The sequence below is a fragment of the Nitrospira sp. CMX1 genome (assembly GCF_054902215.1).
In genome coordinates this window covers 22,881-49,790 of record NZ_JBUBKD010000028.1, presented here as the reverse complement: position 1 = coordinate 49,790, position 26,910 = coordinate 22,881, and the positions used below count along the sequence as shown (strand labels likewise).

Sequence of the window (26,910 nt, the reverse complement as noted above, 5' to 3'; positions counted from 1 at the left end):
TTCTAACACCAGCCACACGATCGGCATTCTTCTTTTTGCTACGGCATCCACAGGTACATAAATTGAGGAGTTCCCCCACGCACCAATGTGGCAAGGTCGAACTCCGCAAGACTGGCAAGTCCGCTTGGCGCCATCAGTTTAGAATAGACATTGTTCGAATACTCACCCGGACGTTGGTACGTGACGACGCGGGCTTCCGTCAAACCGGCCTGTTTCTTCGCGACCTCGACGGCGTCTTCGAGGTAGCCGATCTCATCGACCAGCCCGGCCTCCTTTGCTTGCTCCCCGGTATAGATGCGACCATCAGCCAGCCGCTTGATCTGCTCCATCTGCAAATTGGCACGGCCTTCCTGCACGATACTCAAGAATCGCTGATAAAATGAATCGATCAGCCCTTGGAAAATCGCTCGTTCTTCCACCGTCATCGTTCGAAAAGGCGACCCCATATCCTTGCGAGGCCCGGACGTCACGGCCGTCGCCTCGACGCCAACTTTCTCAAGCAACCCTTTGGCATTGACCGTGAGCATGATGACGCCGATACTTCCCGTGACGGACGACGGATGTGCCAAAACCCTGTCGGCTGCCGCTGCAATGTAGTAGCCTCCCGAAGTTCCAAGATCCATGATGGAGGCGACAATGGGAATTTTTCTATTGGCTTTGAACGTCTTCAACTCGTGATAAATAATGTCCGACGCCGTCACCGTTCCTCCAGGCGTGTTGATGCGCAAGACAACCGCTTTGATCTGGTCATCTTTCGCGGCCCTGGTCAATTGCTCCTTCACGCTGGCAAGCATACTGGAGGTTGGCCGGAATCCATCTTTTTCCTGAGAGCTGATCATCCCGGAAATCTCGATCAACAACACCTTCGCCTTTCCCCTCCCATCGACCTGCGTTTCCTGTAATGGGCCAGGGCCAGGGAACAGGGGGAAATTGAAGGTACAGCCGGACAACATCAGACCAATCACACCCATCACAACAGCATTACGCATAGTGGTTCTCCATACGCCGCACAAACTCACCGAACAAATAGGCAGCATCGTGCGGTCCCGGGGCTGCCTCCGGATGGTATTGGACCGAGAAAACCGGATACTCAAGAGAGGCCATCCCTTCAACCGAACCATCGTTCAAGCTGATATGGGTCAACGCAAGTTGTCCGTGCCGCGTATCAATCACAGGCGAGATCTTCGGCACATCAACAAATGCCGTCGGGGCCTGTACGGCGAAATTATGGTTCTGCGACGTGATTTCCACTTTTCTGGTTCGAAGATCCATCACGGGGTGATTTGCTCCATGGTGACCGAACTTCAGTTTATACGTCTTGAGTCCAAATGCGAGACCCAAGATCTGATGCCCCAAGCAGATCCCGAAGATGGGATAGCGGCCGATCAGTTGCTCCACCGCCTTTGCCGCATACGGAACACCCGCCGGATCTCCTGGACCATTCGAAAGAAAAATTCCGTGCGGCTTGAGGGCTTCAACGGCTTCGACCGGCGTAGCGGCAGGAACCACGGTCACATCACACCCAACATCGACCAATCGTCTCAGAATGTTGTACTTGGTCCCGAAATCATAGGCGACCACACGCCAACGCTCACGCCTTCCAGCTTCTTGCCCGCTGGGCCAAGGTGCCCAGTCACCGGTCCCTGTCGTCCAGTCATAGGGCTGTGCACAGGTGACGGCAGCCGCAAGATCTCGCCCGACAATGCCGAGGGCTTGCCTCGCTCGTCCAATTGCCCTTGCATGGTCGAGATCAAGATGCGTAATGCAGCCTTGTTGTGACCCATGCTCACGCAAATGCCTCGTCAACGCCCTCGTATCGATCCCCTCAATGGCGACAATCTTGCTCTCTACCAACGACTCGTGGAGAGTCTGTTTGCCTCGCCAGTTACTGACCAATCGGCTCGCCTCAAGTACGACGAATCCTTCCGCCCAGGCTCGACGGGATTCCACATCTTCAGGAGTCACGCCGTAGTTCCCAATTTGTGGGCAGGTCATCGTGATGATCTGCCCCTTGTAGGAGGGATCACTGAGGATTTCCTGGTACCCGGTCATGGCCGTGTTAAACACGACTTCGCCGACCGTTTCACCTTCATAGCCAAGAACACGGCCTTCGAAGACTGTCCCGTCCGTCAATGCTAAGATCGCTTTTTTCACGATTGTTTTCCGTCGTGCTCAAGTATGCGTTTCGCCTTCATCCCAATAAGCAAGAGGCCCAATACCAGATTGATCATGTACAGCGATCGAATCGGCAACAACACACGAAAGAATGCCTCGAACGCCGCTTTTTTGGCACCTTCATCCTTCATCGAAAATGCCTGCAGCTGTAGAGCCGCTGCCTCTGGATGCAAGACCATCACGATCACCCCTGCGATGACCACCATCGTCGCCAATACGATGATCTCGCTCTTACGAACCGCCACGTGAGCCTTGCCGCTCAACCACCGGCCTAACAATGCCACAACAAGAATGCCACTGGCCCCGACCACGAAGCGATGGTAGCCTTCAAACGCACGTGTTAGAAACATCCCCCCGGAATCCTGCCCCCCGAATGTATTGAATACCGCCGGAATCACCGCGCCGCTCAGCACGATCATTCCCCCTACCCACACCGCGAGAGCCACCCACTCGAGCGTGAGACAACAGACCATCCCCCAATGGGGCATCCATCGCACGACACTACTGCTCTGCAGGGTTGGCTTCGAATACCACCCGGCCACCCACGATCGTGGTCTGCACACGCCCTTTTACTTTCCAACCGGCAAACGGCGTGTTTCGGCTCTTGGATCGAAATCTCGCTGGATCGACCACCCACGGTTCATCCTGATCCACGATGACGACATCGGCGTCTGCCCCCACCGCCAACGTCCCTTTCTTGAGTCCAAACGCGGCTGCCGGAGCAGCCGTAAGCTTCTGAACAGCCTGCTCAAGAGAAAGGACCCCGTCTTCCACCAATCCCAAGGTCAGTGAGAGTGCGGTCTCCAGTCCGACAATTCCAAACGGAGCCTCGGTGAAGTCCTGCTGTTTTTCCTGAGTCGCGTGAGGCGCATGATCCGTTGCGATCGCATCGATGGTGCCGTCACGCAATCCCTCCCTGATGGCCTGGACATCGGTCCACGTCCGCAAGGGCGGGTTCATTTTGGCATGCGTGTTGTAGCCACGCACCAGTTCTTCCGTCAACGTGAAGTGATGCGGACAGGCTTCCGCCGTCACGAGGATCCCACGAGCCTTTGCCTCTCGCACCATCCGTACCGACCCGGCCGTGCTGATATGCGCAAGATGCAACCGAGCCCCTGTCAATTCGGACAGCGACAGGTTACGCGCCACCATGACGTCTTCGGCTGCCGCAGGTATACCGGGTAATCCAAGCTCGGTTGAAATCAATCCCTCGTTCATACAACCACCCTCGGCGAGATGGATATCCTCACAGTGATCGACGACGGTGAGATCAAAGGCCGAGGCATACTCCATCGCACGCCGCATCACCAAACTATTCATCACGGGCTTTCCGTCGTCGGAGATCGCCACACAACCGGAACGCCGCAAATCCCCGATCTCCGATAGCTCTTTCCCTTCAGACCCTTTGGTAATAGCCCCGATCGGTAACACATTAGCCATACCTGCCAACCGTGCCCGTTCCAACATGAACTCGGTCACCGCTTGATTATCGTTGACCGGATTCGTATTCGGCATGCAGCAGACCGTCGTAAATCCTCCCGCCACCGCCGCTGCACTGCCGCTCTGAATCGTTTCCTTATATTCGAAACCCGGCTCACGAAAGTGGACATGCAAATCGACGAACCCCGGCATTACGAGCTTGCCGTCGGCTCGAATCGTCCGACTACCGACGGGAACAGACAACTGAGTGCCCACGGCCGTGATCTTCCCATCCTCAATGAGCACATCGGCCGTTCCGACAAATCGACCTGGATCGACGACTCGACCGCCTGCAATCAAAATCGACACGATACGCCCTCTCTAAGATTGTTCCGGATCTGGTGATCTGTGAAGTCTCACTTCAACAGTTCAGCAAGGTTCACGAATTGGCTCCCGACACGAGGTAGAGAATTCCCATTCTAACTGCGACACCGTTGGCCACCTGGTCCAAGATCACCGACGACAAACTATCGGCCACCTCCGGAGCGATCTCCACGCCTCGATTGATGGGACCTGGATGCATGACGATGGCATCGGAGTCGGCCAGCCTCACACGCTCCGCGGTAAGCCCGTAGAGTCGAGAGTATTCTCGGATCGAAGGAAACTGTGCGCGCCCTTGCCGCTCCAATTGCAGCCGCAGCATCATGATAACATTCACGTCGCGTAAACCTTCGTCCATGTTGGCGTACACCTTCGCCCCTAACTTTTCGACCCCCCAAGGCATCATCGTCGGCGGCCCCACCAGTCTGACCTCGGCTCCAAGTTTAACCAGCGCGTAGATGTTCGAACGAGCGACACGGCTATGTGACACATCGCCGACAATCGCCACGCGCAATCCTCGAAAATTCATCCCTCGTTGCCGAATCGTATAGAGGTCAAGCAACGCTTGCGTCGGATGCTCATGCCATCCATCGCCTGCATTGATCACGGCCGATTTGACGCCGCGCGCCAGCGTTTCCGCAGCTCCTGCCGAAGAGTGACGCAGAACGATGATATCCGCCTGCATCGCCTCAATATTACGTGCGGTGTCCAGCAGCGTCTCTCCCTTCACCACACTGCTGGAGGACGGAGAAAAATTGATCACGTCGGCACTGAGCCGCTTCGCCGCCAACTCGAAGGAAGTCCGCGTTCTCGTGCTTGGCTCAAAGAACAGGTTGACGACGGTCTTCCCTCTCAGTGCCGGCACTTTCTTGATCTCGCGTCCCGTCACTTCCTTAAAGGAATCTGCCGTATCGAGAATAAGCGTGATCTCATCGACCGCGAGCGGGGCCAGACTCAACAGATCTTTGCGCTTCAAGCTCATGGAACCCTCCATTCCATGATCGTCATCCTGCCCTCAAGATGACCACCCGGTCGTTCTCTCCATCCTCTTCTAACAGCACCTGAATCTGCTCCTCTCGGGCGGTCGGCAGATTCTTCCCGATGTAATTAGCCTTGATCGGTAACTGCCGATGGCCGCGATCGACCAACACCGCCAACTGAATCTCCTCCGGACGTCCTAAATCCATGAGCCCATCCATCGCAGCCCGGATCGTTCTTCCAGTAAACAGAACATCATCGACGAGGACCACGACTTTGTTCGCCATGTCGAACGGGACCGACGTTTTTCGCAAAATCGGCTGATTTTTTCGTAATGCCAAGTCATCTCGATACAACGTAATATCTAATTCCCCGATCGGAACCTGAACGCCTTCGATGCCATGAATCCGTTTGGCCAGCCGATGCGCAAGATAGACACCGCCGGTTCGAATCCCAACCAGCGCGAGATCCTTCACCCCCTTATTCCGTTCCAGGATCTCGTGTGCAATGCGCGTCAAGGCCCGGGCAATATCCCCGGCATCCATGATGAGCTTCTCGTCTTTTCGTTCGACCGGCTTATCCGTAGAAGTTGTCATAGCAACAACCACCTGTCAGCGATCGGCTCTCAGCCATCAGCTCGGAAAAACACTGAAAGCTGACGGCTAAATGCTGATGGCTTGGCCTCTATTTTTAGACATAAAAAAACCTCCTCACCACAACAGTGAGAAGGTCGAATCGGACATTCACATGATTCAGAAGGCTGCACATACTCGACTCCTTGCTCACCTCACTGGATGAGCATTAAAGGCTGGGCTATCCTACTGGCTCATTGATACTCTGTCAAGATTCGTCTCGAGGAGCCCCTTAGAACCTTCATCTCCATCTCGATGGAACCACGGCTACGATGCCTTTCCTTTGCAGAGACAGCTCCTACGATAGTGGAGATGACCGGGATGGCTCTGTACTGAAACACCCGCGGTCGCGTGGCGGACTACGAATCCCGTCCGTGTTTGCTCCGCCATACCGTCAGCAATGCAGCGAGTTTGTCTTTGGACGACCGATGTTCCTCAGCTAAGGTCTCCAAAAAATCTGAGAGCCTTCTGGATTTTAATACCGTATACAGTGTGACGATAATCACTGGAACCAGCACAATGAGAAAATACACGATGCGCGTGATGGACGGTTCCGCACCCAAATCGAAGAGGTTCATCCCCAACACGCCGGTCGTGGCGACTCCGATCAAGCCGACTGTCGCCACGACCGTCAGGCGAACCATCGTTTCTCCTTGGCGACGGAGTGCGTCACTGTCGAGATATTGGCTCATATCTTCTAATTCTGAACGGAGTTCGTCATAGAGTCGCCCGGTGCCCAAGTGTTCGCTGACCATCCGGTAGAGCTCCTTTACCTGCCCGTGATCCGATACCTGATGGGACCAGTAGCGATGGGTAAATCGCAGAAAGATGCCGAGGGTTTGGCGAATCACGCGGCGAAACTGCCGAACGGAGTCAAGCTTTGTGAGATCGAGCTGATTCATCGCTTCAACCAGGCGATTCGTCAGCATCAATAATGCCGCCTTATGAAAATGCGGGATCAAAAACAACAGAAAGTACTCATGACGAAACTGCTCCAAGTTAGTTTTGCGATCCTCGAATGCCGGATCTCCTGCCTCCCCCACCATCGTGAACACACGGCCTGTGCACATAAAGCGTGCGCCCGGAGAACCTTGGCCCTGCCCGTTCCAATACCGGTCATAACAATGGCGTTCTTCAAAGTCACGGAGATAGCGTTCTGAAAACGGTAACGTATCAGCACTACCCGGTGCCGCTGCCAATCCCACCCGTGCGAATTCCCCCCGCGTCAATGCGCCCGGATTGTCGAGCGTGAGATACGCCATCACCGGCATCAGGTGATACTCAAGCTGCCGATACCGAATAAGACCGACCTTTTCAGAATGGTGCAACACCAGCGGCTCAAGCAAGAATTCCCAATGAGAGGCAAGACTCAGTGACCGATGCTGACAGACAAACGAGAGATATTTTTCACGGTGATCGTAATCAGAGACGGCAAGCACCGTCCCATCTGAGGCAAGCCATTCGACATACTTGGGACAATGACCCCCATGCCCGTCGCGCTCCCAATAGGTAGGGTAACATCGTCCGAAGCGAAACAGTGAATTCTGTACCTGCGCTAGCGGCACGTCATCGGCATAAATCTCGACGACCAGAATCGCCACATCGATATCGTAGAAAAAGTACAAATCGACATGGGCCACCGTAAAGGTCGCAGCCGTCCCGTGGGGGCCAGGGAACAGCATTCGCACCTTTGCAATATCATTGCGACGAAAAACGCGAATCGCGGATTCCTCGCGAACTTCCGATCTCGTTCTTTTCCCTTCACCGTACAAAAACCGCTGAACGTAGGGGAGGAACGTCACAAATTCGCTGTAATGTCGTTCTTGGAACTGTCGAGGATCGCCCGTAAACTCGTCCACCACCTCACACCACGGATTATTTGAGTGAGTCGCCTGCAAAAGCTCCCAATGTTTTTGGATCGGTGCGTCTTCGCGGATGGGGGTGAGCTGCATTGGCCACAGCAGGATTTGTCGAAAATGCCGAACAATCTTTGATCCGTCAGTCATCGCAATGAACCTCAGGTCGTCGTGCACCGTCGTTCAAGTGAACGTCCGGATACATGTAGATTCCTAAGAGGGACAGCAGTCACAACCCTATGACTTATACCATACAGGATTCTAGAAGGCGCAAAAGTTGGAAGGAAAAACGCCTGTCACTTGGCGACTGGAGACACGGTCAGATTGATGGCCTTCATGATCGCAACAGTCTGGCGCTCACGCACCGACCCTACTCTCCATGCCGATTCTTTTGCCCTTTCACCTAGAAGTAGGAACAGCCAGTCAGAGCGAACACCCGCTGCTGATGAAAACTCGGCGCGGGCGGCGTAATCCGGAAGACACTCGCTGCCGACTCCCACGCCGACCGGCCCAGTCAAAAAATTTCGCTCTCAGGGTATTCCATCCGGCGACTGAGGCTTACCGCATCCCCAGTCGCCGTCGTGCACCGCCTGGGACGATGACGAATTCGTACAGCCGGCATTCCAGGTCGCCGTTGAAGAGGGGGATGCGTTTCGACGGGGCGAGGCCGATGAGTTTCGGCACACGGGCGTCGCCCGTTAACACATAGACTCGCCATCCGGCAAATCTCTGCTTCAGCCAATCGCCCAGCTTTGGGTAGAGTGACGCCAACTCATCGGGATGACTCAAGCGAACGCCATAGGGCGGATTGATGACCATGACACCCTGCTCCGCCGGAGCCTCCAGGTCCAGAATGTCGCTCTGCTTCACACGCACATCGACCACCACCCCCGCCCCTTGAAACGCCCGCTGAGCAATCTTCACCATGGCCGGATCCTGATCCGACGCATAGATGGCGGCGGGAACATCGGTCAGGCGTTTGGTGAGCGCCGCTTCGCGCAGACGGCCCCACAGTTTGTCATCGTGAATCATCAGCCGCTCAAAGGCAAAATGGCGGGCCATCCCCGGGGGAATCCGACGGGCCATCAACGCGGCTTCGAGGGCGATGGTCCCGCCCCCACACATGGGATCAAGCAGCACGTCGCTCGGCGTCCAACCGGCGAGCCGGAGGATGCCTGCCGCCAGATTTTCCTTCAACGGCGCTTCGACCGACGCGATCCGGTAGCCCCGTTTGAAGAGGGGTTCGCCTGAGGTGTCCAAGTAGAAGGTGATGGTGCTCTGATCGAGAAAGGCATCCAACTTGATGTGGGGCCGTTCCGTGTCGACGCTGGGCCGCCGTTGCCGCATGGCGACGAATTTGTCGCACACGGCGTCTTTGATTCGGAGGGTGAGAAAATCCAGACTCGGGAGCGGGCAGCGCCGCGCGCTCACTTTGACTTTGATCGTCTGCGAGGGCGCAAACCAGTCGGGCCAGGGGAGCGCATAGGCTGCGCGATACACATCGTCTTCTGTTTGATAGGGACCCTGGCCGACTTCCCAAAGGACACGACTGGCGATGTGACTCTTGAGATTGACCCAATACATCGTCGACCAGGGAGCCGTGAACCCGACGCCGCCGTCGGTCTTGAATGTGGCCGGCACACCCAGATCGTGGAGTTCCTGCTCCAGTACCCCCTCCAAGCCTCGTGGGCAGGGGGCAAAGAATCGTCGTGATCTTCCGTCCATTTCGTACGTATCCTTCGCAGAGGCAAGGCCAAGCGAACCCATGTCGTCTTGACGTTCAGTTGTTGCGTAAAGACGTCCAGTCTGGTGGTTTTCTTCCAGAGCATGGTGTGAGGAGGGTACCGCCCACGGTAGGACCTGTCAATGCGAGCTCTGGTCAGATTGAGGATCGTGTACGACGAGAGGGCAGGACGGTAAAATACCCGCGTCGCTTCTCATGGCCGTTCCCTATGCCCGCTCCTCTTCAACTCTTGAGGCCAAACGGGTGTCCCTCGGAACCTTTCCTACAATGTTGAGAGGGGTCCTCATTACAGAAGTGGATTCCGGTCACATCACACAACACCTTACTCCTGCCAGAGAACATTCAAAACCGGGCACACATCTCTCGGAGCCTGTTTTCTAGATTTCTCCATGTTTCCAGTTGCACACAGACAGTTAGTCTATTCAGCTACCGCTCGTTGGAAATAGTTCTCGGAGCCTGAAGGAGGCCGATGCTATCTGGCCAGAGCGTCCTAGGATCTTTACTGAAGATGTCAAAGGCGTTGGATGACAAGACACCCCATGAGCCTTGATGCATCTCATATTCGAGTTGCCCCGGCGCCCAGCCGGCAAAACCAGCAAAGCCACGGAAGGCTTCGTTAGGCTTAGGGCTAGCCATGACATGTTCCAGCACGATCGGTGTACCCAGGTAGACTTTGTCCACGATGTGCCGTACATCAGGCAATATCCGCCCAAGCCTGAACAGCAACACCAGCTGTGTGCGCCCGACCGGTCCTCCTCCAAATAGCCTGTGGTCGGTCTGCTTCAACATCGGGAGATCCTGCAACACCTCTGCTAACAGCACATCCGTAGGGCGGTTCAGAACAAGGCCGAGGGTCCCACCTTGCCCATGTTCGACAATGAGCAAAACAGTTTGAGTAAAGTTGGGATCGGCCAAGGAGGGGCTGGCGACCAAGAGCGCCCCTTTGTGAACTGATGAGGGCGCAAATTCCTGCTGGGAGAAGGCCAGCGTAGCAGACAGCAATGATGCTACGCCTAGCAGCCAGCTTGCGATTCTATGCAACTGAGACTGCGAGACGGTGGAATACATAGGAAAAGGTAACCTAAGCAGCCTGAAACAATAGACAGATCCCTTGCCGCGATAGGCTACGATTCTTGGTATCGGGTGTCAATCGTAGGGGGAAGCGATCGGAAAGATTAAGTGGACACCACCCGATCTGACCCAAACTTCTTCTTGTACTCGAACGCTCTCGAAATAACCCAGCACACAGAGCAGGAGACGCGTTGATGAAAAGAGAGCCTTCATTTTCGCCTCCTGGCCAGACAATACAAGAATATATGCGAGGTAATCCGAGACCTTGGACCATGTACACACACATGGTCGTTTTTCGGGCAGAACCTGTGCTACCTGTATGGTTCGGTGCCGGACCACTTGCAAGACATGACGCGACAAGCTACCCTTTTATCTGCTTACACAAAGGAGAATCTTCATGACCACCGGCTTGCGCTATATCCTCGCCATCACCATCATCGGAAGTCTCCCGGGATGCATCGATCCACCCAAATCCCCCTATGTCGACGTGCACGATACCGTGTCACAACTCGATGAGTCTCAGTCGGCCGCAGAACAAGGGAGCGCTGAGGACCAATACAACCTTGGCATACGATACGAGAACGCACGTCCGGCAGACCATCGAGAAGCCGTGCGGTGGTATCGCATGGCAGCGACTCAGCGTCATGCGGGAGCGTTCTATCGGCTTTGCGTACTGTCAGACATCGGGCGGGGAATGCCGCAAGATTATCAGGAGGCACTCCGGTGGTGCCGTCTGGCGGCGGACCAAGGACATGGGCCTGCGATGTTTCTCATCGCCACCCACTATGAGCAAGCACGAGGCGTCCCGAAAGACCTTGTGCAGGCCTATCACTGGTATAACCTCGCAGCAGCCAATGGCCATGAAGCCGGCGCCAAATGGCGGAATCGATTAGGACACGACATGACACCGGCCCAGATTGCTCAAGCGCAATTTCTTACTCGGAATTGGAAACCGAAAGGGCAAGAACAGACTCAAGAACAATAGCGGGCAAGTTCGTTTCTTTGAGCACGCTTCCATTCGACCAGTGGGCTGAAAACTGTATCCTTGATCACCCTAGTAAAGAGGGTTATCCTACGCATAGCCTTGGCTTCCTCTTTCTTATGGTTCTGTCCCCTCAATTTTTCCCTCAAAAGCCTACCACCTATTCCAGCCTTGAACTCCCAGCCTTGGGCTGAGTAGGATATGCCATAGAGAAATTATTACACCAAAGATGTCACCACAATCCCGCCACCGCACGTTGCTTCCAGTGATCGGCCTACTCATACTGTGTACGGTTGCATCAAGCTGTACCTCCCCCCCTCAACCTTTACCCCACCCCCCGTCTCAACCACCTCCGAATGGAACAATGGTTAGTGAGCTGCTGAAGCGCGCACAAGGGGGGGAAGCTGACGCCCAAAACCAGCTGGGCATCCACTACAGTGAAAGCCAAGGGTTGACACAAAACTATCAAGAAGCAAAGTATTGGTTTAAAAAAGCAGCAGATCAGGGCCATGCAGGCGCACAGGTGAACCTTGGCACGCTCTACTCTTTAGGGCAGGGCGCTCCGTTCAGCGACCCGATGGCATTGTTTTGGTTTCAGAAAGCGGCGGAGCAGCGCAATGCGTTGGCCTTTGCTAAACTCGGTATGATGTATGAACGAGGCCGCGGTGTCCCACAAAATCTGGTTGAAGCACATATGTGGTACAGCCTCTCCGCCGCCTACGGCGAAAAACGAGCCGCAGAATCCCGCAGTACCTTAGCCAAACACATGACAGTCGAGCAAATTGCTGAAGCCGACGCACGAGCCAAGAAGTGGACGCCTCTTCGTCGATAATCCCTTCACAATCAAATACGGATTGCGACTGATCACCTCGACTACTGCCGTCGGCGGGCTTAGAAAATGCCGGCTTGTTTCTGCAGCCAACGAATATATTTCACGATATCGTCCACGTCCTCAGGCTTGACGGCATCAATCTTCGGCATATCGCCAAACTGCCAATGATGGGCCTTAACCCCATTGGCTGCCGCCCGCTGAAAAGCCACATCGCCGTGATGGTTTGGCTCATAAACTTTGTGTAGAAATGGCGGACCTTGGGTTGTTCCCACTCCACCAACTCCGTGGCATCGGGAACAGTGTGTCGTGAACTTCTGCTCTCCCACCTGGAACTCGACTGGAGCTGTGGAGGCAGTTCCCGGTGTCTTTGGCTCCACTCCACTCTGGCTGCACGCCGGAGCAACTCCGAGTATCAACACCACTGAACCGAGCAACATGATTTGTGACAACCTCATAGGCATTCTCCACCTAATTTCCACAAAATTATTCACTCAAGATATCGCATAGGGAATCGGATCTACAACTCCCACCTCCGCAAACCCTCGCCGACGAATGAGACAGCTGTCACACCGTCCGCAAGCGATCGCATCTGTGGGATCATAGCAACTGTGCGTGAGGTGAAGTGGTGCACGGAGAGCCAGGCCAAGACGTATAATCTCCGCCTTGCTCATGTGCAGAAGCGGCGCCCGAATTTCAAAACGTCCTCCCAGCATGCCCACCTTGCTTCCGAGTCGCAACGTCTCTTCCACCGCCTTGATGAACTCTGGACGGCAGTCAGGGTAGCCTGAGTAGTCCACCACATTGGCGCCGAAATAGATCACTGAGGCCCCCACGACTTCCGCCTGAGCAGCTGCGATGGAGAGAAAAATTAAATTTCTGCCGGGCACATAGGTCACTGGCACATCTTCGCTGCATTCAGCGTCCCGCCGATCTTTCGGAACCGGAACATCCCCGGTGAGCGCTGACCCTCCGATTGAGTGGAGATCAACAGCTACCACTTGGTGATGCTCTGCCTTCAACGCACTCGCTACATGCTTCGCCCGTTCAATTTCCACGGCATGCCGTTGTTGGTAGGCAAGGGTCAAGAGATACAACTCATAACCCTCTTGTCGGGCAACAGCTGCCGTGACGGTAGAATCCAAACCACCACTGGCAAGCACGATAGCTCGTTTGAGAAGCCGCCCACTCATAGACAGAACACGTTACGGCAGGATGATGTCGAAGGCAGAATGAGGAGCCTAGTCGCGATCTTCTTCCCGTTCGATTTTCTCCAGTAACTCAGCACGTGATTGGCACTCAACACACAGCTTGGCAAAAGGCACCGCTTGAAGCCGCCGCTCGCTGATCTCAACTCCACACTCCGCACAAATTCCATAGGTTCCCTCGTGCAGACGCGTGAGAGCTTCATCAATCGACTGCCGACGGCGATTACGCATCTCCATCAGAGAAATACCCAGTTCACGCTCCAGATCCATGAGGGCTTGGTCTCCAACATCCCGCGCGGACTCCAGGCGTCGTTGCTGATCTTCGGTCAGTGATTGCCCCAGACTCTCTTCAATCTCCTTAATAATTTCTTGGCGCTTACCAAGAAGCATTTTATGAAGTACTTCCTGTCGCTGTTCCCGTGCTTCTCGCTCTTTTGCGGTTTCTTTCGGACGCACAGGTCCTTCGTCAACTTCGACCGATGGTTTCGCTGTAGCTGGCATGCTGACCGTCGCGGGTTGAAGTTTCTTGGCAATGGGTTCAACCGACTTCGGTTTCAACTCACCCTTCTTCTTTATCTGCCCCTTCGTCACCATAGTGATGCATGCTCCGCAGTTAGGTCGTTTGGAAGGTTATACTCGAGCTTCTGTCTCATGGGAAAATTGTCAGTTACAAGAGGGGACAGGAAGATATCTCCCACCTCTTCTGCTAAGGATACGTGATGGTCGAATGAACGTCGTACCCGCTGAGTTTTTCACGTCCGTTCAGGCTCTTTAACTCAACCAAGAAATCCAGTCCGACGATAGTTCCCCCCAGCTGCCGAACGAGATTCACTGTCGCTTCCGCCGTTCCCCCAGTTGCAAGAAGATCATCAACAATCAACACATGCTCTCCGAGCTCGATCGCATCACGGTGCACCGCGAGGCTGCTGTTGCCATACTCAAGGTTATACTTGACCTCATAGCAATCAGCAGGAAGTTTCCCGGGTTTACGAACCGGGACGAATCCAGCTCCAAGCCTCGCCGCCAGAATGCCGCCGAAGATAAACCCCCGAGACTCGATGCCGACAACTTTCTGAACCCCTCGATCCTGGTATCGCGCCGTCAATTGGTCGGACAGACTTCGAACGGCTGCAGGATTTTTCAGCAATGTGGTGATGTCATAGAAGAGAATACCGGGCTTTGGAAAGTCCGGCACTTCGCGGATCAGTGCTTGATAGTTGACGGTGGTCACGGAATCTAGAGCAGATCTGCCCGTGTCATGGTTTTTCGCTCAATGGTGTGACGAAGACGGGCGAGCGCCGCCATTTCGATTTGACGAACACGCTCTCGAGTCAACCCCATGGTCCGCCCGATCTCTTCCAATGTCTTCGCTTCCCCTCCATCAAGCCCGAACCTCGACACAATAACAGTTTGCTCTTTTTCTGGCAACTCCCTCACCCAGGCAATCAGTTCCGCTCGGCGCCGAACCCCATCAGCAGTTTCGTCGGGGGATAGCCCCGTCGGATCTTCGATCACATCACGAAGAAACGTATCGGTACGATCATTGAGTGGGCTATCGAGTGAACAGGTCGTGCGGACCAACTGTTTCAGGTCCAAGACCTCCTCTTCCGACGTCTTCATCTTGATCGCAATTTCTGCAGCTCTCGGTTCACGCCCGAGTGCCTGCACCAGTTGCTCCGTGCGATTCAAATAGCGATTCAGCCGTTCCACCACATGGACAGGGAGTCGAACCAGTTTCCCTTGATTGATGATCGCACGTTCAATGTACTGCCTGATCCACCAAGACGCATAGGTGCTAAACCGAAATCCACGCTTGTAGTTGAACTTTTCGACGGCCTTAATCAACCCAAGGTTCCCTTCCTCCACGATATCGGAAAAAGGAAATCCTCGATGCATATACCGTTTGCCGATGCTGATCACCAGTCGTAGGTTTGATTCGATCATCTGTTGACGAGCCCGCTCGTCTCCGGCCATGACGCGTTTTCCAAGTTGCTGCTCTTCCTTAAACGTCAGCAACGTTGATCGACGAACTTCGCGCAAATAGCTCTTGAGCGTATCAAGGCCCTCGGCCCGACCGGTTTCACGCTCACTCTCCTCTGGGGCACTCCCAGCTTCGGAGGCACCCATCTCATCATCCAGATGTCTTCGCGCCTCGCTCGCGTCGGATTCCCCGTGATAGTGCCGACTCATAGTTCCTCAGGAAGACCTAATACCAAATTTCAAATTCGGAATATCGCCCAGTCGCCGCCCCCCACTCCACCTCAATCTTCGTGACTCGCGCGGCCGGAGAACCGATCCGCAGCTGCCGTTCGAGCGCTTCGATCACAGACCTCTCGCCCTCAACATCAAGCTCGACTCGGCCATCCGTGAGATTACGCACGCCACCAACCAGCCGGAGATCTAAGGCCATTCGTTCGGCAAAGGCACGGAACCCGACCCCTTGGACGCGACCATACACAACGAGACGAGCCCGCACCGGCAACTCATCGGCGGGTTGAGTCATACGCCTCCAGCCGAACCCTCGGATCCCACGAGCCCCCACGGCTCTGCTCTGCGGATATTCTCACACCTCTCCAGGCCCGTCACGCGATTTACCAAATCTACGCCCTGACTATGTCGTCATCCTGCCAGGATTTCTTGAGGTGTCGTTTCCAAAAACACCCCGGAATCGCTCAAGAAATAGGTGTGGACGACCTAAAACGCTCCATCCAGGTTCCCCATCCGTGAAACACCACAAACTGGCATGCAGAACAGTAACTCTTTGATTTAAAAGTCGGATCATCATGACGAACGATATCTATTCACGATCCCCAATGACATGAAATATTCAGGCACCACACAGGTGGTTTTTTATCTGGAGCCGGAATCTTGCAGAACACAATGCTCTGCTGACAATGGTCCTGATTGATGGAATACAGAACGACCAAAGTGAAGGGATCCGGCGCTGATTATGAGTCAGGAACCCAAAAGAACGAACCGTGCTGCCGGCCGTCTTGTTTGTTGAGGAGGGCACTCACGATCAAGCCTACTTGGTTTGGTCGGGGCGAGAGGATTTGAACCTCCGACCCCTGCGTCCCGAACGCAGTGCGCTACCGGGCTGCGCTACGCCCCGACAAGACCGAGCAGTCAATCGACGGCGTGATTGTCTTACAAGAGAGGGGTAAAAGGCAACCCATGCGATTTTGCCACACCAGCATGCGTAACCTTCCCCTCTTTCAAGTTGACCCCCTTCGCGAAACCAGGATCAGACCGAATCACTCGCTCGAGCTCCTCAGAAGTAAGGCGAATGAGATATGGCATGGTGGCATTGGTCAATGCATACGTAGATGTGCGTGGAACGATTCCAGGCATGTTGGCCACACAATAATGGAGTACCCCATCCACTACGTACACGGGATCGGAATGCGTTGTTGGTCGGGTTGTCTCAACACAGCCGCCCTGATCGACTGAAACATCGACGATCACGGATCCGGGTCTCATCCGCGAGACCATCGCACGTGACACCAACGTGGGTGCCTTGGCGCCCGGAACAAGCACCGCACCAATCACCAGATCCGCCGAACATACGGCCTCTTCAATACCAGCAGAACTCGCAGCGCAGGTAACAATGCGTCCGTGATACTGATCATCAAGAGATCGTAACCGTTCAATGTCAAGATTGATCACCGTGACCTGTGCGCCTAATCCCACCGCCATACGAACAGCTGATGCCCCGACCACTCCCGCTCCTAAGACGACCACGCGACCCGGCTCGACTCCTGGAACCCCTCCCAACAAGACTCCGCGTCCCCCTTGAGCTTTCTCAAGGTAGTGAGCGCCAATCTGGATCGACATTCGCCCCGCAATCTCACTCATCGGCTTGAGCATGGGAAGACTCCCATCCGAGGCCTCTGTCGTCTCGTAAGCCAGAGCCGTCACCTTTTGGCTAAGAAGCGCGTTCGTGACATCCGGGACGGCTGCAAGATGCAGATACGTAAACAAGAGGTGCCCAGGACGAAAGAGCGCACATTCAGAAAGCAGCGGCTCCTTGACCTTCAGAATCAACTCCGCCTTTCCAAACAATTCAGCTTTGGAACTGGTAATGATGGCCCCGGCTTCACGGTATTCATGATCGCTAAACCCACTCCCCACACCTGCTGAGGCCTCGACCCAGACTTCATGCCCTTGCTGACACAACACTGCAGTGCCATCCGGCGTCAAGCTGACGCGATATTCATGATCCTTGATCTCCTTTGGGATACCGATCACCATACGACCTTCACCTCCTTCGGCTGGCCATCCTTACCGTCTATCCTTTCATTATACATAGACCGCTCCATCTACACCTCGCAGTCTCAAACTAGACGCCGTTCCTGAGAACTCTCCGGAGCATGGACAGTACAGAAAGTCCTGTTGTAATATGCGTCGTTTGCATCGTGAGGAGGTAGAGATGGACGTCTGGAATCACGCGTGTCAGGCTTGTGGATCCACCGGCAACCCACTGACAAAGTTGTCACTGGGGAAAGATTTTTTTGGACGCCCCTATGATCGGTTATCCCCTTCGTCGGATCAAAACCCGAGGTGGTACTGCACAACCTGCTCGTTACAGAAACAGCATCATCGAGATTTCCGCGACATCCTTGCCGAATTCAACAAGTTGCGGTCGGGATTCAGCTCAGAACTGTCGAAAGCCGACGAGTTCCGGCGAGCCTCGTTGCGATTATATGAAATCAGGGCGGTTCTGAACGTGCCCCATCAGACATCCCAGTTCCTCAACAACCGCGACGTCACCGTGCTGATGGAGCGACTCAATACCTTGACGATGCCCGTGTAGGGACACCATCCATGCCACCATTTCAGCGACATATTTTCGTGTGCACGAACCAGCGTCCCAAAGATGATCCTCGCGGGTGCTGTGCCAATTTAGGGGCTGAAAAACTTCACGCCCACTTCAAGAGCGAAGCCAAGCGACTCAATCTGAAAGGTCTGGTCCGAGCCAACAAAGCCGGTTGTCTTGACCATTGTGACCTTGGTCCAAGTGTAGTGGTCTATCCAGAGGGAGTTTGGTACTGGGTCGGGTCAGAAGCCGACGTAACGGAAATTATGGAACGGCACATCCTCAAGGGTGAAATCGTCACCCGATTGCTTATGCCGAACCATCCGGTTCCTGAACAGCTCATTCCGCTCAAGCAGCCGTAGAACGGTCCCCTTCATCGCTATGCCTACCGAAGACAAATGGAAGGCCAATATGGAAAAAGTGGCCTTCATTAAACAATTTCCAGGGCTCACACTAGACTGGACAGCCTGTGAATGGAAAACGGTTGAAACCGTGACTCCGTTGACTGGGAAACCGGGTACATCCGTGATTGTGTTTACCGACGGTTCGTTTACAGTCGCCCCTCCCCTGACACCGGAGCCATGGGAGTTGGGCCAGGCCCTACTGGACGCGAGACAACACCTGGAACCTAAACACCGAGAAGCCTATGAGGATTTTGACCGGCTCGCTAAGAAGGATAAGGAAGCGCTTCGCTCCGCTCGGTTAGAAAAAATCATCGGCGCGATTCAGAACAATGTGGAACAGATTCCGGAGCTCAAGGATCGGCTGAAAGAACTCGTCAAGGAATGGCAGTGAGCAGTCTACCGAACAAGAATATGTTTGAGATCTTCTCGCAAGGTCTCTTTGAAGGAGTCAAACCCATGCTGGTCATTCGTGATCATCTCGTCCGTCATCCTGACCGTTGTACGCACCAGGCCGTCTGTGTCCCAATCTGCCCAACCAGCGCCTGGCTCTCGACACCTCCCTACAAATTTGATCCCTCTCGCTGTCTTGAAAGCTGTCGGCTCTGCCTAGATGCCTGCCCCTCACAAGCAATTTTTTCCGTCTTTAGGAAGGGCGATAAACTGTTGGAACCGCAAAAGAAGACGGAGTAGGCAGATACTGACCCAGAGCAGTCAACGTTTGGCACACTCCGGCACTCACACAAACTGTTTGCGCAGATGCCCCCAATAGGCAGTCCCGGCATAACCGCAGGCAACAGTGCCTGTCGTCATGGCCATGATTTGATAGACCTTACTGCGGGGGATTTTCACTTTCACGGTGGGATTCAATAGGTCGGGAGAATTCATGACGAGCTTGAGGGATTCTCCAGCGGAAAGGATCGGCCACATACAAGCCAACCGCAATCGCGTTTCATGACGTGGAATCGCCATCGTATACGCCCAACCCTGATCCAGGTGTGCCACCGCAAGACGAACAAGCTTGCTCAGCACAGGTCGGAAGCGAGAGAGGTTCTCCTGATGCAATAAATCATGGGGTTTGAGTCCTACTTCAGTCAGCATCGTTTCAGGAATGTAACATCGTCCCTTCTGAAGATCATGGGCGATATCTTTGACGATATTCGTCACCTGTAATCCCTTCCCAAATCGTATCCCTCGCTCGGACATCACAGGCACATCCCAATCGGCAAGAGCCTTGCGATGGGCACACATCAGCCCGGTCCAAAACTCACCGACGCAACCAGCCACCGAGTACGTATAGCGGTCCAGGTCATCCATGGTCTTGAGCGCAATCAGTTCATCCGGGGCAGTACCAGGAAAGACACTCAGATCCATTTCCATTCCCTGCGTGAGAGTTATGATCACGCGCCGAATCCGATGTCGATCATCGAGTGAACAGGCCAGAAACACGTGGAAGCATTCATCCAGCCGTTCCAATAGGAGCCGTTCCGCTGAATCGTGTTGTACTGACGCAACGGCCTGTTGAATCAACCGGATCTGTTCCCAATCAAGATGCTCGCTGACAAACTGCTCCCGGAGGCGGTAAAGAAAACTGAGTCGACGTGATCGATCAATGAGTTCGGTATCGGCAATCGTATCGGCAGCTCGTGCAAAGAGATAGGCCAGCCCCACCTGATCACGCACATTTTCCGGCACCACCGCTAACGTCGTGTAAAACAGACGTGAGACCTGCTTGAGCAGATCCCGGAGCAGTGAGGATTTGTTCGATGAGATGTGGGCCGAAATAGACTGCGTCATACGACGTTCACTATTTGATTCGTGCCTGTACTTCAATGACTTTACACGAGCCGCACGCGTGCCCTAACAGATTGGGAAGCGGCATCACTATGGATGCCCCTCCCACGTGCGACATCACCCCACTCTGACAATTCCCGAATCAATACCGTGCTGCACAAAAAAGACACACGCCGCACTCAAAGATGGATCAGCCCGCGTCAGACCATGATAGGGATCGTTGACAGCCCGCTACTCCTCTTGCACCGTCCGATCAATAAGACTTCATCCTTCCGACATACGAAGAACCGGCAGAGGCTCCAGATGAGAACTTTTTAACAGGAACAACCAGAAACGGTCAACTTTATCTCGTACTATCAGGCACTTCGCCAACCTTGACTTTCAAAACATTGTACTTATTTCTTGGGTCAATGACGTCCGAAGGCTGCAACTCTCAAAAATGATTTGTGTATAATAGGTCTTGTTTCGTCTTGTATTGCGTGCGGAGGCGAACGCTTATCGCCAAGGAGGATATTCATGAAGTGGCTCAAAGGCATCGGCCTGTTCCTGATTGCAAATTTTCTCATCTACATCACTCTGTCGCTGACAGCTACACTCTTGGTCAATGTTGTGTTACCCGCATTTGGCATCGATGTGCGGGGAATTTATAACCAGCAGCTCCTCGTCTGGGCATTGGTCATCGGGTTTGGCGGCGCCTTTATCAGCTTGGCCTTCTCCAAGCAGATGGCACGAGCCATGCTGAGCTGTGAACAAATCACCCAGCCTCGGTCACATGCTGAACAAGTCATCTATGGGTCGGTTCAGGAGATTGCCCAACGACTTCATATCACGATGCCGGAAGTCTGGATCTATGATTCCCCTGATCCCAATGCCTTTGCAACCGGCCCCAGCAAGAATAATTCGATGGTTGCCGTCTCCACGGGTCTTCTGCAGAACCTCAAAGAGGACGAGGTGAAGGCCGTCCTTGCCCATGAAATGGGCCATGTCTACAACGGCGATATGTTTGCCACCACGGTGCTCTCTGGATTGATGAACACCTTTGTCTATTACATCAGCAACTTCCTCTCACAACTCGTCGGGCAACCCCAAGGAGATCGAGAGGAAGGGAATACAGGCAATCCCATTCTGGCTCTTGTGGTCTACATCTTCCTGCAGGTCGTCTTGTCCTTCCTCGCCATGCTGGTCGTAAGCTGGCACTCGCGCCGCCGTGAATTTGCGGCCGACGCCTTCTCCGCCAAGGTCTATGGGAAGGAGGCGATGATCAACGCCCTTCGCGGCATTGACCGATGGGTGAACCGCACCCAATTCGAATACACCGGCCAAGATGCCTTGGCAACGATGAAAATTTCCGGGAACTCATCCGGAGTGATGCATCTCTTCGCGACACATCCTCCAATCGAGGTACGGATCGAAGCCCTGCAACGATTGACTGCTTAACACTGGACAGCAGGTATGACACCCACAGCCTTGTGGGTGTCATACCTGCCGATAAAAGACGAGGTGTTCACGGTATTCTTGAATCGCAGCTGCTAGCGCATTCTGGCCAAGCACAATGTTCGCTTCAAGCGTGGCCTCAATCCCTGGATCAGTGATCTCGACCTCATAGCGTTCTTGAATGTTTGTTCGCACAGGCCCCTGCGAGACATCGCGAGGCATGAAAATCTCTTTCCAGACCTCTTTCTCAACCAAACAGACATCTCGAAATCGCTCATAGAGCAAGGCCAGCTTTTCTGGATCTGTAATTTTCAGACGTTCTCCCATATCACTCCTGTTCCGAGGAACCTACCTGATCAGGTCCTGTTCAGAGGGCACAATACGAAAACGCATCATGCCGACCTGATTCACTGCATGAAACGGTTGCTGCCCGATCGGTGCGATATAAATCTTGGCAACATAGTTACCCACGATCCACCGATCACCTGATCGTGTCATCTCCAGATACCCATACCGCTCATGACCAGGCACTTCCAAGACATCCTTGCCCAACAGTTTCTGATGCATCTGACTGTTTGGCTCCTCTCGATACCATTGCACAGCAAATTGGGTCGGGTCTTCCAGAGGAGCTACTTCGAATACAATATAAATGGCTGGAGTCTCCGGTGTGAACACAGAGCCAGATCCAATTGGTTTTAAACGAGGATCTTGGGTGTACCACCCTTTTCGACCAAAGGTATCCCACTCCACATCAAACCCTTTGGCCAGGTTGATCCAGGTAAAAAGAGACTGCGGAACATCTTTCTCCTGATCGTCAAATGACGGACTCTGAGTTGACCCAACCTCGGTCGACTCCTGTTCCTTCAGCGGCAAGAGATCCTTCGCATCGACTACCGGCTGACAAAAAAGAGTCGCAGACAACATAGAGGCAACCATGTAGATATCTGACCATCGCCTTGCAGCAGCATCGGAGAGCATGGAGCGTATGGTACTGACATAGACCTGACCGGTCAATTCCATGAGGCCATCATCACTGAAACCTTGTGCCTGGTCCGAGGTATGGTAGAGTGACTCCAGCGTTATCGTATGATTGATCAACCCACGCCCCCTTCGCGTTCAATAGAGCGAGATCGTCGCAATCACCCCGCAACGTTAGAGCCGCATGAATCCGGTCGGCGCTTCGGCATTCGTGACGGGATCTTTCAAGCCATCGCTCAAGGAGGAGGCGAGCACTATCTTTCGGCCTTCGCCCTTCTCCTCTCCGCTACACCGCTTCAGTTGAGTATTCTCTCGGCCATTCCTCAGCTTCTCGGTACCTGGGCTCAACTGGTTTCCATCAAAATCTCGCACTGGTTTCCAAGCCAAGCATCCCAAATCTACTGGGGTATTATCGGTCAATCCGTTTCCTGGATTCCCATTTTTGGCTTACCCCTACTCTGGCCAGAACATGGTCCCTGGCTTCTCATTGCGGGTGTCGCGATCTATTTCACCTGCACCCATTTCACCTCCCCAGCCTGGAACAGTCTCATCACCGAATTACTGAATCCCAATGAGCGGGGCACGTACTTCGCCAGACGATCACGCGTGGTTGCCATCACAAGCCTACTGGTGCTCTGCTTGGCAGGGGGCTTACTGAGCATCTTTGAGAACCGAGACCTGTTATGGGTTGGCTTCTCGATCCTCTTTCTGACAGTAGGGCTCTGTCGGAGTGCATCAGCCGTATTACTTCAACAGGTTACCGGACTCCCTCTGCATACCCCCAACCGCAATCCAACGGGCTTTCTGGACTTTCTTCGTACGGGCGTCTCCCACAACTTTCGCCACTTCTTACTCTTTTCAGGGCTCATGCATGCTGCGGTGCTGATTGCAGGTCCGTTCTTTGTCCTCTACCTGATTCAGGACCTTCACCTCGCCCATTGGCAATATGGAACCTGGATTGCGGCAGGCATTCTTGGTCAATTTCTGACCTTACCGGGCTGGGGGCAATTCGGAGATCGTTTTGGCAACAAGGCGTTGCTCACCTTCACCGGACTGCTCGTGGCGTTCTTGCCGATGCTCTACCTGTTTTGTACAGCGTGGGTTTTTCTGGTCACCGTGAATTTCTTCGGAGGCGTGGTCTGGGCGGGATTAGGGCTTGGGTTGAACAATTATGTCTTTGACGCAGTGCACCCAACGGATCGTGCAAAGGCCGTCGCCGTCTCAAGCATTGTCAACGCCATCGGGTGGGCGCTTGGGACCGTAGCCGGAAGCTTCTTGATTCATACCGTACCGAGCAGCCTCCATATGGGAGCCGTCACGTTGGAACCGGCCTCCAATCTCCCGTTTATTTTCTTTCTCTCCGGCTTGTTCCGCCTGCTCGTGTCAGTCACGCTGTTCCAGACTTTTCACGAGCCTCGTCAAGTTGAACAACGTGCTCACCGCCGATTACTCTGGGAATTACCACTATTGAAACCGTTACGACAGTTTTCGCGGCGACCGACCGGCACCGATCAGTAAGGCGCTGGTCCAGACCCAGCCGTACGATTGTTCTCCTCTTGTTTCAGTCTTTCAAACAACTTATCGGCATTACCCTTGACCTGATCCTGCGTGATTATCGGCGCCGGCTTGGGTGAGTCAGCAGCACACCCTGCAACACTTGCGACTCCAATTCCAATCAAAACAACCACCACCCGATAGGTGTCTCCTATCCTCTCCATGAGCCGTTCAACCATGCTCATCCTCCTTAGTTAGGATCGGTGATTCATCGTGCATATCATACCACCTCTTATCCATTGAATACCGTAGGACTCCAGCTCGTTGACTCGTTCGAACAAGGCGGGTATGCTCCGCAGCACCTATATCCTGCAACCACCAAGAGGCTCCTCATGTCGCTCTATGATCGCCTAACCGAAGACCTCAAGCTCGCCATGAAATCGCGGGATCAGCTCCGCATGGATGTGATCAGAATGATCAAAGCGGCAGTGCTGAACAAAGAAGTGGAACTGAAGCGTGACCTTGATGACGCTGAAATGAGCCGAGTCATGACCACGCTCGTCAAACAACGTCGCGAGTCGGTCGAACAGTTTGAAAAAGCGCAACGACAGGAATTGGCCGCCAAGGAGCGTCAAGAAATTGAGATCATCGAAGCGTATCTGCCAAAACCGATTTCACCGGAAGAACTTGAGACCCTGGTCACATCTGTCGTTGCCGACACAGGATCCCGGTCGATGAAGGATATGGGAGCTGTGATGAAGGCTGTCATGGCACGTCTTGGAGGGCAGACTGTCGACGGCAAGCACGTCAGCGAGCTTGTGAAGCGCAAGCTCTCCTGATCCCGCCCTCGTGTATCCACTAGCATCGGTCTTAACCCGGCTTCAGTTTTCTTCGATTTCAGCCGTAGAGTAAGAGCGATGGCCATTCTCATCGTTGACGACTCAACAGATCACTATGCGCTCCTCCGATCCGTCCTGACCAAAGCAGGCCACGGTCAGATTCTCGGCGCAGAGTCCGCCCAAGCGGCTTTTTCAATATTGAATCTGGATGGTAACCAGTCAGCAAGCGACATCGACTTGATCCTGATGGATGTGCTCATGCCAGAGATCGACGGTGTGCAGGCTTGCCGAAGGATCAAACAACATTCCCATCTTCGCGACATCCCGATCATCATGGTCACCGCCAAAAACGACCTCGAGAACCTGCAGGATGCCTTTTCTGCGGGAGCCATGGACTATATTAACAAGCCCGTGAAACGCGTTGAGCTTCTCGCACGAGTCACCTCCGCCCTCACGCTAAAGCAGGAAATGGACTGCCGCAAACTGCGCGAAGCTGAGCTCCGTCGGAGTAACGAGGAGCTCCAGCAGGCCCTGCGGGAAGTCAAAGTGCTGCGCGGCCTGATTCCAATCTGTGCCTCCTGCAAAAAAATCCGTAACGACGGTGGCTTCTGGCAACAAATCGAGGAGTATATCGGTGAACATTCTGAAGCCGAGTTCAGCCACGGCCTCTGTCAACCCTGCCTCAAAAAGCTTTATCCTGGTGTTTACCAAGGCTAGCTGTTAGGATTCGACCAGTTCACATCTTTCTCAACATTTGTGCACCTATGAGCATCCTCCTCGTTGATGATTCGCCGGATGATCGTCTCCTGCTCCAGACCATCTTGTCTGCGGCCGGTTACGAAAATATCATCGCAACAGACTGCGCAGCCGCTGCGTTCAAGCAACTCGGGCTAGATGGAGGAAAACAAGGCCTTGCACGGGTGGATCTTATTCTCATGGACATGCTCATGCCACAAATGAACGGCATCGAAGCCTGTCGCCAGATCAAGGCCGTTGACCGTTTCCGCGATACCCCGATCATCATGGTGACCGTGAAAACCGACCCTGTTGATCTCCAGCTTGCGTTCGCCGCCGGTGCGATGGACTATGTCGCCAAGCCGATCAATAAAATCGAGCTCCTCACACGAGTGAGATCGGTACTCCGACTCGTTCACGAAATCGACCGCCGCCGCGCACGAGAGCACGAACTCCTTGAGGTCATGCGTCAACTTCAGGAGGCCAATCAAATGTTGCTGCGGCTCTCCTGTCTAGACGGATTGACCGGCATCACCAACCGACGCCAGTTCGATGATTTTCTCGATCAAGAATGGCGACGATCCCTGCGTGAGTCGACCCCATTATCTCTCATTATGTTCGATATCGATCGATTCAAGACCTACAACGATTCCAAGGGGCACACCGCCGGCGATGAATGCCTGAAGCAGGTCTGCGCGGCGATTTCCAGTGCTGTCAATCGTCCCGGAGATCTTGTTGCGCGCTACGGAGGAGACGAGTTCGTCACGGTCCTCCCCGGAACAGGAATTGACGGGGCCGCACAAGTCGCCGAGAGTCTTCGCCGCCGTGTCGAGGCGCTCGGCATTCCACAAGCCGATGGGCAACCCGTGACCATCAGCGTCGGGTATGCCTGTGTGGTTCCAAGCAGACACTCTTCTCCCACGGACCTTGTGAAGGCTGCAGATCAGGCCCTCTATCAAGCCAAACAAGAAGGGCGTAATCGAGCCAGATCCGCCAGCATTTTGTCGTTGGTCCAAGATTCACCGAATACGTAGCGAACAATTGACGCAGGCTCTGTCGCCCTATGAGCGTCGGATCGTTTGAAGATGCTGGACTGAATCGGTCCCGTCTGTAGGATGGTCTGACATGTCGACCAGTGGGACTG

At 54.1% G+C, this 26,910-nt stretch carries 31 protein-coding genes and 1 tRNA gene; 11 read left to right on the top strand and 21 right to left on the bottom strand.

The window, feature by feature from the left end:
* Window positions 1–38: 38 nt before the first annotated feature.
* From sppA to ACYX34_RS07755, 9 genes are all read right to left on the bottom strand, one after another.
* Window positions 39–989, bottom strand: coding sequence for a signal peptide peptidase SppA (gene sppA, locus ACYX34_RS07795; protein ID WP_462075988.1), 951 nt, complete (start codon window positions 987–989; stop codon window positions 39–41).
* Window positions 982–2,154: a glutamine-hydrolyzing carbamoyl-phosphate synthase small subunit gene (gene carA, locus ACYX34_RS07790; protein WP_462075987.1), complete on the bottom strand. Its 1,173-nt coding sequence runs from the start codon at window positions 2,152–2,154 to the stop codon at window positions 982–984. The genes sppA and carA overlap by 8 nt, the downstream gene beginning before the upstream one ends.
* Window positions 2,151–2,663, bottom strand: a complete 513-nt coding sequence (locus ACYX34_RS07785) for a DUF4149 domain-containing protein (protein ID WP_462076031.1) — start codon at window positions 2,661–2,663, stop codon at window positions 2,151–2,153. Before ACYX34_RS07785 ends, carA begins: the two co-directional genes overlap by 4 nt.
* Before the next feature lie 13 nt (window positions 2,664–2,676).
* Complete coding sequence (locus tag ACYX34_RS07780) at window positions 2,677–3,963, bottom strand: dihydroorotase (RefSeq protein ID WP_462075986.1); 1,287 nt, start codon at window positions 3,961–3,963, stop codon at window positions 2,677–2,679.
* A 70-nt stretch (window positions 3,964–4,033) separates the two neighbouring features.
* A complete protein-coding gene (locus ACYX34_RS07775; protein WP_462075985.1) occupies window positions 4,034–4,957 on the bottom strand; it encodes an aspartate carbamoyltransferase catalytic subunit in 924 nt (307 codons plus the stop codon).
* Window positions 4,958–4,979: 22 nt separating this feature from the next.
* A complete protein-coding gene (gene pyrR, locus ACYX34_RS07770) occupies window positions 4,980–5,549 on the bottom strand; it encodes a bifunctional pyr operon transcriptional regulator/uracil phosphoribosyltransferase PyrR (RefSeq protein WP_462075984.1) in 570 nt (189 codons plus the stop codon).
* 395 nt (window positions 5,550–5,944) lie between these two features.
* A complete protein-coding gene (locus ACYX34_RS07765) occupies window positions 5,945–7,591 on the bottom strand; it encodes a magnesium transporter CorA family protein (RefSeq protein WP_462075983.1) in 1,647 nt (548 codons plus the stop codon).
* A gap of 408 nt (window positions 7,592–7,999) precedes the next feature.
* Window positions 8,000–9,166, bottom strand: a complete 1,167-nt coding sequence (locus ACYX34_RS07760) for a THUMP domain-containing class I SAM-dependent RNA methyltransferase (protein ID WP_462075982.1) — start codon at window positions 9,164–9,166, stop codon at window positions 8,000–8,002.
* A 445-nt stretch (window positions 9,167–9,611) separates the two neighbouring features.
* Window positions 9,612–10,187 (bottom strand): YqgE/AlgH family protein, encoded by a 576-nt coding sequence (locus tag ACYX34_RS07755; protein ID WP_462075981.1) that lies wholly within the window; start codon window positions 10,185–10,187, stop codon window positions 9,612–9,614.
* Window positions 10,188–10,653: 466 nt separating this feature from the next.
* On the opposite strand from ACYX34_RS07755, the gene ACYX34_RS07750 reads away from it, so the two are divergent.
* Together ACYX34_RS07750 and ACYX34_RS07745 are read left to right on the top strand one after the other, a co-directional pair.
* A complete protein-coding gene (locus ACYX34_RS07750; RefSeq protein WP_462075980.1) occupies window positions 10,654–11,241 on the top strand; it encodes a tetratricopeptide repeat protein in 588 nt (195 codons plus the stop codon).
* Window positions 11,242–11,602: 361 nt separating this feature from the next.
* Entirely contained in the window at window positions 11,603–12,070 is a 468-nt protein-coding gene (locus ACYX34_RS07745) for a tetratricopeptide repeat protein (protein WP_462075979.1), read from the top strand.
* 59 nt (window positions 12,071–12,129) lie between these two features.
* Here ACYX34_RS07745 and ACYX34_RS07740 read toward each other — a convergent pair whose 3' ends face one another.
* The 8 genes from ACYX34_RS07740 to ald form a co-directional block, all read right to left on the bottom strand.
* A complete protein-coding gene (locus ACYX34_RS07740; protein WP_462075978.1) occupies window positions 12,130–12,525 on the bottom strand; it encodes a c-type cytochrome in 396 nt (131 codons plus the stop codon).
* 36 nt (window positions 12,526–12,561) lie between these two features.
* Complete coding sequence (queC, locus tag ACYX34_RS07735) at window positions 12,562–13,260, bottom strand: 7-cyano-7-deazaguanine synthase QueC (RefSeq protein WP_462075977.1); 699 nt, start codon at window positions 13,258–13,260, stop codon at window positions 12,562–12,564.
* Window positions 13,261–13,308: 48 nt separating this feature from the next.
* Window positions 13,309–13,869, bottom strand: a complete 561-nt coding sequence (locus ACYX34_RS07730) for a TraR/DksA family transcriptional regulator (RefSeq protein WP_462075976.1) — start codon at window positions 13,867–13,869, stop codon at window positions 13,309–13,311.
* A 112-nt stretch (window positions 13,870–13,981) separates the two neighbouring features.
* Window positions 13,982–14,506 carry an adenine phosphoribosyltransferase gene (locus tag ACYX34_RS07725; protein WP_462075975.1) on the bottom strand — a complete coding sequence of 175 codons (525 nt, stop codon included), beginning with the start codon at window positions 14,504–14,506 and terminating at the stop codon, window positions 13,982–13,984.
* 5 nt (window positions 14,507–14,511) lie between these two features.
* Window positions 14,512–15,465, bottom strand: a complete 954-nt coding sequence (locus tag ACYX34_RS07720) for a sigma-70 family RNA polymerase sigma factor (RefSeq protein WP_462075974.1) — start codon at window positions 15,463–15,465, stop codon at window positions 14,512–14,514.
* 16 nt (window positions 15,466–15,481) lie between these two features.
* Window positions 15,482–15,778 carry an acylphosphatase gene (locus ACYX34_RS07715; RefSeq protein WP_462075973.1) on the bottom strand — a complete coding sequence of 99 codons (297 nt, stop codon included), beginning with the start codon at window positions 15,776–15,778 and terminating at the stop codon, window positions 15,482–15,484.
* 532 nt (window positions 15,779–16,310) lie between these two features.
* Window positions 16,311–16,387: transfer RNA gene (locus tag ACYX34_RS07710), tRNA-Pro, on the bottom strand.
* 35 nt (window positions 16,388–16,422) lie between these two features.
* A complete protein-coding gene (gene ald / locus ACYX34_RS07705) occupies window positions 16,423–17,526 on the bottom strand; it encodes an alanine dehydrogenase (RefSeq protein WP_462075972.1) in 1,104 nt (367 codons plus the stop codon).
* 178 nt (window positions 17,527–17,704) lie between these two features.
* Here ald and ACYX34_RS07700 point away from each other — a divergent pair, with 178 nt between their 5' ends.
* From ACYX34_RS07700 to ACYX34_RS07685, 4 genes are all read left to right on the top strand, one after another.
* Window positions 17,705–18,088 (top strand): hypothetical protein, encoded by a 384-nt coding sequence (locus tag ACYX34_RS07700; protein WP_462075971.1) that lies wholly within the window; start codon window positions 17,705–17,707, stop codon window positions 18,086–18,088.
* 11 nt (window positions 18,089–18,099) lie between these two features.
* Window positions 18,100–18,453 (top strand): (2Fe-2S) ferredoxin domain-containing protein, encoded by a 354-nt coding sequence (locus ACYX34_RS07695; RefSeq protein ID WP_462075970.1) that lies wholly within the window; start codon window positions 18,100–18,102, stop codon window positions 18,451–18,453.
* A 19-nt stretch (window positions 18,454–18,472) separates the two neighbouring features.
* Entirely contained in the window at window positions 18,473–18,886 is a 414-nt protein-coding gene (locus tag ACYX34_RS07690; protein ID WP_462075969.1) for a hypothetical protein, read from the top strand.
* 65 nt (window positions 18,887–18,951) lie between these two features.
* On the top strand, window positions 18,952–19,185 hold the full coding sequence (locus ACYX34_RS07685) for a hypothetical protein (protein ID WP_462075968.1): 234 nt from the start codon (window positions 18,952–18,954) through the stop codon (window positions 19,183–19,185).
* A gap of 45 nt (window positions 19,186–19,230) precedes the next feature.
* On the opposite strand, the gene ACYX34_RS07680 is transcribed toward ACYX34_RS07685, so the two are convergent.
* The gene (locus ACYX34_RS07680; RefSeq protein WP_462075967.1) at window positions 19,231–20,289 is read right to left on the bottom strand and encodes a phytoene/squalene synthase family protein; all 1,059 of its coding nucleotides are present in this window, start codon (window positions 20,287–20,289) and stop codon (window positions 19,231–19,233) included.
* Window positions 20,290–20,802: 513 nt separating this feature from the next.
* Here ACYX34_RS07680 and htpX point away from each other — a divergent pair.
* Window positions 20,803–21,723: a protease HtpX gene (htpX, locus tag ACYX34_RS07675; RefSeq protein ID WP_462075966.1), complete on the top strand. Its 921-nt coding sequence runs from the start codon at window positions 20,803–20,805 to the stop codon at window positions 21,721–21,723.
* Between the two features lie 39 nt (window positions 21,724–21,762).
* On the opposite strand, the gene ACYX34_RS07670 is transcribed toward htpX, so the two are convergent.
* Together ACYX34_RS07670 and ACYX34_RS07665 are read right to left on the bottom strand one after the other, a co-directional pair.
* Window positions 21,763–22,047, bottom strand: coding sequence for a hypothetical protein (locus ACYX34_RS07670; RefSeq protein WP_462075965.1), 285 nt, complete (start codon window positions 22,045–22,047; stop codon window positions 21,763–21,765).
* A gap of 21 nt (window positions 22,048–22,068) precedes the next feature.
* The gene (locus tag ACYX34_RS07665; protein ID WP_462075964.1) at window positions 22,069–22,740 is read right to left on the bottom strand and encodes a hypothetical protein; all 672 of its coding nucleotides are present in this window, start codon (window positions 22,738–22,740) and stop codon (window positions 22,069–22,071) included.
* Window positions 22,741–22,806: 66 nt separating this feature from the next.
* On the opposite strand from ACYX34_RS07665, the gene ACYX34_RS07660 reads away from it, so the two are divergent.
* The gene (locus ACYX34_RS07660; protein WP_462075963.1) at window positions 22,807–24,216 is read left to right on the top strand and encodes an MFS transporter; all 1,410 of its coding nucleotides are present in this window, start codon (window positions 22,807–22,809) and stop codon (window positions 24,214–24,216) included.
* On the opposite strand, the gene ACYX34_RS07655 is transcribed toward ACYX34_RS07660, so the two are convergent.
* Window positions 24,210–24,431 (bottom strand): hypothetical protein, encoded by a 222-nt coding sequence (locus tag ACYX34_RS07655; protein WP_462075962.1) that lies wholly within the window; start codon window positions 24,429–24,431, stop codon window positions 24,210–24,212. The genes ACYX34_RS07660 and ACYX34_RS07655 overlap by 7 nt on opposite strands.
* A 153-nt stretch (window positions 24,432–24,584) precedes the next feature.
* Between ACYX34_RS07655 and ACYX34_RS07650 the strand changes: the two genes are divergently transcribed.
* The 3 genes from ACYX34_RS07650 to ACYX34_RS07640 all read left to right on the top strand — a co-directional run bounded on the left by ACYX34_RS07650 (window position 24,585) and on the right by ACYX34_RS07640 (window position 26,800).
* On the top strand, window positions 24,585–25,031 hold the full coding sequence (locus ACYX34_RS07650; RefSeq protein ID WP_462075961.1) for a GatB/YqeY domain-containing protein: 447 nt from the start codon (window positions 24,585–24,587) through the stop codon (window positions 25,029–25,031).
* Between the two features lie 78 nt (window positions 25,032–25,109).
* Window positions 25,110–25,748, top strand: coding sequence for a response regulator (locus ACYX34_RS07645; RefSeq protein WP_462075960.1), 639 nt, complete (start codon window positions 25,110–25,112; stop codon window positions 25,746–25,748).
* Between the two features lie 47 nt (window positions 25,749–25,795).
* Window positions 25,796–26,800 carry a GGDEF domain-containing response regulator gene (locus tag ACYX34_RS07640; RefSeq protein ID WP_462075959.1) on the top strand — a complete coding sequence of 335 codons (1,005 nt, stop codon included), beginning with the start codon at window positions 25,796–25,798 and terminating at the stop codon, window positions 26,798–26,800.
* Window positions 26,801–26,910 lie beyond the last annotated feature (110 nt).